Source organism: Streptomyces yerevanensis (assembly GCF_000716805.1).
Lineage (GTDB): Bacteria > Actinomycetota > Actinomycetes > Streptomycetales > Streptomycetaceae > Streptomyces > Streptomyces flaveus.
Map to the genome: position 1 here is coordinate 60,010 of NZ_JNWJ01000048.1, position 7,772 is coordinate 67,781.

General features: G+C 71.4%; 7 protein-coding genes and 1 rRNA gene. 5 read left to right on the top strand and 3 right to left on the bottom strand.

Features of this window, described 5'->3' with window-relative positions; all coding sequences use genetic code 11:
* On the bottom strand, window positions 1–690 hold the full coding sequence (gene mtrA, locus OP79_RS36670) for a two-component system response regulator MtrA (RefSeq protein ID WP_189327097.1): 690 nt from the start codon (window positions 688–690) through the stop codon (window positions 1–3).
* An 8-nt stretch (window positions 691–698) separates the two neighbouring features.
* Window positions 699–1,844, bottom strand: a complete 1,146-nt coding sequence (mtnA, locus tag OP79_RS36675; protein ID WP_033326567.1) for an S-methyl-5-thioribose-1-phosphate isomerase — start codon at window positions 1,842–1,844, stop codon at window positions 699–701.
* A gap of 140 nt (window positions 1,845–1,984) precedes the next feature.
* Between mtnA and OP79_RS36680 the strand changes: the two genes are divergently transcribed.
* From OP79_RS36680 to OP79_RS36700, 5 genes are read left to right on the top strand one after another with little or no spacing between them, the layout of a single operon-like run.
* A complete protein-coding gene (locus OP79_RS36680) occupies window positions 1,985–3,388 on the top strand; it encodes a DUF7847 domain-containing protein (protein WP_033326569.1) in 1,404 nt (467 codons plus the stop codon).
* 4 nt (window positions 3,389–3,392) lie between these two features.
* Window positions 3,393–4,151, top strand: a complete 759-nt coding sequence (locus OP79_RS36685; protein ID WP_051745189.1) for a DUF4129 domain-containing protein — start codon at window positions 3,393–3,395, stop codon at window positions 4,149–4,151.
* Window positions 4,148–5,347 carry a DUF4350 domain-containing protein gene (locus OP79_RS36690; protein ID WP_033326573.1) on the top strand — a complete coding sequence of 400 codons (1,200 nt, stop codon included), beginning with the start codon at window positions 4,148–4,150 and terminating at the stop codon, window positions 5,345–5,347. Before OP79_RS36685 ends, OP79_RS36690 begins: the two co-directional genes overlap by 4 nt.
* Window positions 5,347–6,336 (top strand): AAA family ATPase, encoded by a 990-nt coding sequence (locus OP79_RS36695; RefSeq protein WP_106972565.1) that lies wholly within the window; start codon window positions 5,347–5,349, stop codon window positions 6,334–6,336. The genes OP79_RS36690 and OP79_RS36695 overlap by 1 nt, the downstream gene beginning before the upstream one ends.
* Window positions 6,336–7,646 carry a DUF58 domain-containing protein gene (locus OP79_RS36700; RefSeq protein WP_033326577.1) on the top strand — a complete coding sequence of 437 codons (1,311 nt, stop codon included), beginning with the start codon at window positions 6,336–6,338 and terminating at the stop codon, window positions 7,644–7,646. The genes OP79_RS36695 and OP79_RS36700 overlap by 1 nt, the downstream gene beginning before the upstream one ends.
* Window positions 7,647–7,691: 45 nt before the next feature.
* Here OP79_RS36700 and rrf read toward each other — a convergent pair.
* Window positions 7,692–7,772, bottom strand: a 5S ribosomal RNA gene (rrf, locus tag OP79_RS50695); the annotation flags it as partial.

Consider the following 7,772-nt stretch of genomic DNA (forward strand, 5'->3'; position numbering starts at 1 on the left):
TCAGCTGGGTCCGGCCTTGTAACCGACGCCACGGACAGTCACCACGATTTCCGGCCGCTCCGGGTCCTTCTCGACCTTGGAACGCAGCCGCTGTACATGAACATTGACAAGGCGGGTGTCCGCCGCGTGCCGGTAACCCCACACCTGCTCGAGGAGCACCTCACGCGTGAACACCTGCCAGGGCTTCCGGGCCAGCGCGACCAGCAGGTCGAACTCCAGCGGCGTCAACGCGATCGACTGCCCCTCCCGCTTCACGGAGTGACCGGCCACATCGATGACCAGATCGCCGATGGCGAGCTGCTCGGGCGCCGGCTCCTCCGACCTCCGCAGCCGCGCCCGGATCCGCGCCACCAGCTCCTTCGGCTTGAACGGCTTCACGATGTAGTCATCAGCACCCGATTCGAGCCCGACCACCACATCGACGGTGTCGCTCTTCGCCGTGAGCATCACGATCGGCACCCCGGACTCCGCCCTGATCAGGCGGCACACCTCGATACCGTCCCGCCCCGGCAGCATCAGATCGAGCAGCACCAGATCGGGCTTGGTCTCACGGAAAGCGGCCAGCGCCTTGTCGCCGTCGGCTACGAAAGACGGTTCAAAACCTTCACCACGCAGCACAATGCCGAGCATCTCGGCCAGTGCGGTGTCGTCATCGACGACAAGGACTCGTCCCTTCATGAATGCCATCATCCCATTAACTAAATCGTTACCTGGCGTGACCTGGCACACAGCTCGGCAAGCGCCTCTGCCGTGATGGGCGAAACGGCGCCCTCCTCGGTGACGATCGCCGTCACCAGTTCGGGGGGCGTCACGTCGAACGCCGGGTTGTACGCCTGGGTCCCCAGGGGTGCCATCGGAATTCCGCCTCCCGCTTCCGCTCCTGCCACCGGCACCTGGGGTGCGATGATCTCGGTCACTTCATGTCCGGCGCGCTGCTCGACCTCGATGGACGCCCCGTCCGGGGTGTCGGGGTCCACCGTCGTCACCGGCGCCACCACGACGAACGGTACGTGGTGGTACCGGGCCAGCACCGCGAGCGGGTAGCTCCCCACCTTGTTCGCCACCGAACCGTCGGCCGCGATCCGGTCCGCCCCGATCAGCACCGCGTCCACCTCCCCCGCCGAGAACAGCGACCCCGCGGCGCTGTCCGTGAGCAGCGTGTACGCCATCCCGTTGCGCGCCGCCTCGTACGCCGTCAGACGAGCACCCTGCAGCAACGGCCGCGTCTCGTCCACCCACAACCTGCGCAGCCGCCCGGCCCGGTGCGCGGCGAGCGCGACGGCGAACGCCGTGCCCTCCCCGCCGGACACCAGAGCCCCGGTGTTGCAGTGCGTAAGAATCCGGTGGTTGCCCCCGGGCAGCAGCTCGTCCAGCAGCGCCAGACCGTGCTCGGCCATGCGCGTACTGGCCTCGGCGTCCTCCTGGTGAAGGGCTCGAGCGGCGGCGAGCGCAGCCTCGGCTGCCTGCTTCTGGTCGCCGCCACCGGCCAGGGCAGCACGGTGAGCCGACTGGGCTCTGCGCACGCCGTACACGAGGTTCACCGCGGTGGGCCGAGCGCTGGCGAGCGCGTCGGCGGCGTCGTCCACGTCGAACCCCCGCTCGGCGGCGAGCGCGACCCCGTACGCCCCGGCGATCCCCAGCAGCGGCGCCCCGCGCACGGCGAGTGTGCGGATCGCCTCCACCAGCGCTGGAGGGTCGGTGCACACCAGCTCGACCTCCTCGGCCGGCAGCCGCGTCTGGTCGAGAAGGACCAGTACGGAGCCTTCCGGCGGTTCGTCCCACCGGATCGCCGGAATCTCGGTGGGCGCGTGGTCTTCGCGGGAATGCGCGTACTGATCAGCCATCCGCCCAGTCTGCCCCGTACAGGGCGGACAATTGAAGGTGTGCAGCCCATACGGGGGCCGGTCACTTCCCGGCCGCACCGTGGCACGATGGCTGCCAACCTGCCGCCGCAACCGCGGACGGGCACCGTGAAGGAGCGACGATGAAAGACACTCCGGGCTGGGCATCGCCCGGATCTGCCCCCACCGACGGGCAGGACGGACAGGAGCCGAACGCCTCCGGCCCTGCCGAGCCCGCGGACCGGCCCGCTGCCCCAGAGCCCACGGATCAGCCGGGACAGCCCGGACCCGACCCGTCCAGCCCAGGCGCGAAGTGGTCCAAGGAGCAGCCCCCGCCCAGCCAGTGGTCCGCCCCCAGCGGCTCCCAGGGCAGCCCGGCCCAGGCCCCACCGCCGCCTCCACCCGGCCCAGGCTGGGGCGGACAGCCCCCTGGCGGTCCGGGAGGCGGCCCTGGATACGGCGGCCCCGGTGGCCCTGGCGGATACGGCGGCGGCTACGGCCCCGGTCCCGGTGGCCCCCCCGGCTGGGGAGGCGGCTGGGGCGGCCCTCCGCCCGCCGCCAAGCCCGGCGTGATCCCGCTCCGCCCCCTCGCCGTCGGCGAGATCCTCGACGGCGCCGTGTCGACCATGCGTACGCACTGGCGGACGGTCCTCGGTATCTCGCTGACTGTCGCGGTGTTCACGGAGATCGTCGTGGTGCTGCTCCAGGGCTTCGTCCTGGAGGACGCCGCGAGCTCAGACGCCCTCAACGACCCGAGCGCCTCCGTCGGCGAACTCACCCGCGCCCTGGGCGACACCCTGCTGAGCTCCGGCGTCATCCTGCTGATCGCGCTGCTCGGCACCATCGTCGCGACCGCCCTGCTCACGACCGTGACCAGCCGCGCTGTGCTCGGCAAGTCGGTGACCACCGCCGAGGCCTGGCGCGACGCCCGGCCCCAGCTGGCGAAACTCTTCGGCCTGACCTTCCTGCTCCCGCTCATCGGCATCGCTGTCGTCGCGGTGGGCGCCCTGCCCGGCTTCCTGGTCGCCCTCGCCGGCGGTGGTGACGGCGGTGTCGCACTTGCTGTCCTCGGTGGCATGGCCGCGAGTGTCGTCGCGATCTGGCTGATGGTCCGCTTCTCGCTGGCCTCGCCCGCCCTGATGCTGGAGAAGCAGAGCATCCTGAAGTCCGTGAGCCGCTCCGCGAAGCTGGTCCGCGGTTCTTGGTGGCGGGTCTTCGGCATCCAGTTGCTCGCCACGATCATCGCGAACGTCGTCGCCTCGATCATCGTGATCCCGTTCACCTTCCTCGCCGCCGCCCTGAGCGGTGACGGTGTCAGTGGCTTCCTCAACAGCGGCACCGGAGACCTCGGCTGGACGTTCCTCATCGTCAGCGGGGTCGGCTCGGTGATCGGGTCGATGCTCACCTTCCCGATCACCGCGGGTGTCTCCGTGCTCCTCTACATCGACCAGCGCATCCGCCGCGAGGCCCTCGACCTCGACCTGGCCCGCGCCGCCGGCGTCCAGGGCTACGGCTCCGACGCCCCCGGCACCACCTCGGGGAGCTGATGCGGTGAGCCCGTCGGGGGGTGTTCTCACAGCTGTGCTCGCGCTGCCGGGCTCCGGCGCCGCGGCCGTACTCGTGCTGCCGCGCTCCGCCGACGAACCACCGGTGACGCTCCCGCGCGACCCCGCGCGGGAGGCGGCCCGGCGCGAGTTGTCCAAGCGGATGTACCACGAGAACGACCCCGACTGGTTCCAGCGCGCTCTGAACGCCTTCTGGGAGTGGCTCGACAAGCTGTTCAGCGCAGCCTCCGGCGCGACCCCGGGCGGCGCACTCGGCCTCGTCGTCATCGCGCTGGCGGCAGCGGCGCTCATAGGCGCCCTCTGGTGGCGGCTCGGCACCCCGATGCGCGGCCCCACGTCGGCCGCCCCGCTCTTCGACGACCGGCCACGCAGCGCCGCCGAGCACCGGGCAGCCGCCGAGAGCCACGCTGCCCAGGGCCACTGGAACCAGGCCGTCCAGGAGCGCATGCGCGCCATCGTCCGCTCCCTGGAGGAACGCGCCCTGCTCGAGCCCCGCCCCGGCCGCACCGCTGACGAGGCAGCCGCCGAGGCAGGCCGTACGCTCCCCTCCCACACGGACCGGCTGAGCGCCGCGGCCCGGGACTTCGACGACGTGACGTACGGCGGGCGAACGGCCACATCACAGGCGTACCAGCGCCTCACCGAACTCGACCGCGACATGGAACGCACCAGGCCGGTCCTCGCGAGCAGCACCCCGAGCAGCCAGAACACGGCCCACAGCACGCGCCAGGGGGCCGCCGAATGACCACCGAGGCCACCCTTCCGTCCACCACCTCGGCCTCCCCCACCGCTCGCCAGGTGTGGACCCGCGCGCGCGGTGTCCTCCTCGGACTCGTGATCCTCCTTGTAGCCGCGATAGCCATCGCCGCGGTCCGCTCCGACACCCAGCACGGCAGCCTCGACCCGCGCTCCGTCGACCCCAACGGCAGCCGCGCCGTCGCCGAGCTCCTCGCCGACCGCGGCGTTTCCACCCGCGTGGTCACCACCCTGGAGGACGCACGCAACTCCGTCGGCCCCGACACCACCCTCCTGGTCGCCGCCCCCGACCTGCTGACCGACCGCCAGCAGACCCGGCTCCACTCGGCTTTCACCAATTCCGGCGGCCGCACCGTCCTTGTCGCGCCCGGCATCCCGTCCGTCGGCAACCTCGCCCCCGGAGTCACCGCCGACCCCACGCCCAGCTACGACTCCACGCTCCCGCCCGACTGCGCCCTGCCCGCCGCCCAGCGAGCGGGCACCGCCGACACCGGCGGCATCCGCTACACGACGACCGCGCCCGATACCGACTCCTGCTACCTCAGCGACGGCCTGCCCACCCTGCTGCGCGTCCCGGCGCTCGACGGGGACGGCGACACCGTCGTACTCGGTGCCCCCGACATCCTCCACAACGACCGTCTCGACGAGCAGGGCAACGCCTCGCTCGCTCTCCAACTGCTCGGCTCCCGCCCCCACTTGGTCTGGTACCTCCCCTCGCTCTCCGACGACTCGGCCACCGACTCCGGCGATCGCAGCTTCTTCGACCTGATCCCCTCCGGCTGGCTCTGGGGCACCCTGCAGCTCTTCATCGCCGCAGTCCTGGCCGCCCTCTGGCGTGCCCGCCGACTCGGCCCGCTCGTCCCCGAACGGCTCCCCGTCGCGATCCGCGCCTCCGAGACCGTCGAAGGCCGCGCCCGCCTCTACCGCAAGTCCAACGCCCGCGACCGCGCCGCCGCAGCTCTGCGTTCCACCACCCGCACCCGCCTCGCCCCCCTCGTCGGCCTGTCCCCCGCCCAGGCGCACGCGCCCGAAGCCCTGCTCCCCGCCCTGTCCGCCCGCCTCCACGGCGACGGACAGTCGTCCCCGCAATCCCTCCTCTTCGGCCCGCCACCCCGCGACGACGCAGCCCTCATCCACCTCGCCGACCAACTCGACGCCCTCGAAAGAGAGGTACGCCGTCCATGATGGACCCGACCACTGACAACGCCGCGCACACCGGGGATCCGGGCGCCGCCCGGGCCTCCCTGGAGGCCCTGCGCGCCGAGATCGCCAAAGCCGTGGTCGGCCAGGACCCCGCCGTGACCGGCCTCGTCGTCGCCCTCCTCTGCCGCGGACACGTCCTGCTCGAAGGAGTCCCCGGGGTCGCCAAAACGCTGCTCGTCCGTGCCCTCGCATCCGCCCTCGAACTCGACACCAAGCGCGTCCAGTTCACCCCGGACCTGATGCCCAGCGACGTCACAGGCTCCCTCGTCTACGACACCCGCTCCGCCGAGTTCTCCTTCCAGCCCGGCCCGGTCTTCACCAACCTCCTGCTCGCCGACGAGATCAACCGCACCCCGCCCAAGACCCAGTCCTCGCTCCTCGAAGCGATGGAGGAGCGCCAGGTCACGGTCGACGGCACCGCGCGCCCCCTCCCCGAACCCTTCCTGGTCGCCGCGACCCAGAACCCGGTCGAGTACGAGGGCACGTACCCCCTCCCCGAAGCCCAGCTGGACCGTTTCCTCCTCAAGCTGACGATCCCGCTGCCCTCCCGCAAGGACGAGATCGACGTCCTCACCCGCCACGCCGAGGGCTTCAACCCACGCGATCTGCGCGCCGCCGGCGTACGCCCCGTAGCCGGCCCCGCCGCCCTGGAAGCCGCCCGCGCGGCAGTCGGCAAGACAGCGGTCTCCCCCGAAATCACCGGCTACGTAGTGGACATCTGTCGCGCCACCCGAGAATCCCCGTCCCTCACCCTCGGCGTCTCTCCGCGGGGCGCGACAGCGCTCATGGCCACCGCCCGCGCCTGGGCATGGCTGACCGGCCGCGACTACGTCATCCCCGACGATGTAAAAGCCCTCGCGCTCCCAACCCTCCGCCACCGGGTCCAACTCCGCCCCGAGGCCGAGATGGAAGGCGTAACCGCCGACTCCGTGATCAACGCGATCCTCGCCCACGTCCCCGTGCCCCGCTGATGGCACTCACCGGACGCGCCGCCCTCCTCGCGGCCCTCGGCACCCTCCCCGTCGGCATCTGGGAACCCGGCTGGACGGGCATCCTCGCCGTGAACATCCCCCTGGCCCTAGCGTGCGCCTGCGACTTCGCCCTGGCCGCGCCCGTACGCCGCCTCGGCCTGACCCGCTCCGGAGACACCTCGGTACGTCTGGGCGAAGCCGCCGATGTCACCCTCACGGTCACCAACCCGACCAGCCGCCCCCTACGCGCCCGCATCCGCGACGCCTGGCCCCCCAGCAGCTGGCAGCCCGGCACGGAAGTCACCGCATCCCGCCACCGACTGACGATCCCCTCGGGCGAACGCCGCCGCATCACAACTCACCTACGCCCCACCCGTCGCGGCGACCGCCAGGCAGACCGCGTCACCATCCGCTCATACGGCCCTCTCGGCCTCTTCGCCCGCCAGGGCAGCCACAACGTCCCCTGGACCGTACGCGTCCTGCCCCCGTTCACCAGCCGCAAGCACCTCCCGTCAAAGCTGGCCCGCCTGCGCGAACTCGACGGCCGCACCAGTGCCCTGACCCGCGGCGAGGGCACCGAATTCGACAGCCTCCGCGAATACGTTCCCGGGGACGACACCCGCTCCATCGACTGGCGCGCCACCGCCCGGCAGACCACGGTCGCTGTACGCACCTGGCGCCCCGAACGCGACCGCCACATCCTGCTGGTCCTCGACACAGGCCGTACCTCGGCGGGCCGCGTGGGCGACGCCCCACGCCTCGACGCCTCCATGGACGCGGCCCTGCTCCTGGCCGCCCTCGCGTCCCGAGCCGGCGACCGCGTGGATCTCCTCGCGTACGACCGCCGGGTACGCGCCCAAGTGCAGGGCCGAGCCGCAGGCGATGTCCTCCCATCCCTGGTGAACGCCATGGCCCGCCTCGAACCGGAACTCATCGAGACGGACGCACGCGGCCTCACCGCCACCGCCCTCCGCACAGCCCCACGCCGCTCCCTGATCGTGCTCCTCACCAGCCTCGACGCGGCCCCCATTGAGGAGGGCCTGCTTCCCGTACTCTCCCGCCTCACCCAGCGCCACACAGTCCTGGTTGCCTCAGTAGCCGACCCGCATATAGAGCACATGGCCACGGCACGGGGAAACACCGATGCCGTGTACGAGGCCGCCGCCGCAGCCCAGGCTCAGACAGAACGTCATCGCACCGCCGAGCAACTCATCCGCCATGGCGTCACGGTCGTGGACGCGACACCGAACGATCTTCCTCCGGCTTTGGCGGATGCTTATCTAGCCCTCAAGGCAACGGGCCGTCTTTAACGCAGAAAGCCCCCGCACCGAAGTGCGGGGGCTTTCTCAATGTTTGTTCGGCGGTGTCCTACTCTCCCACAGGGTCCCCCCTGCAGTACCATCGGCGCTGTGAGGCTTAGCTTCCGGGTTCGGAAT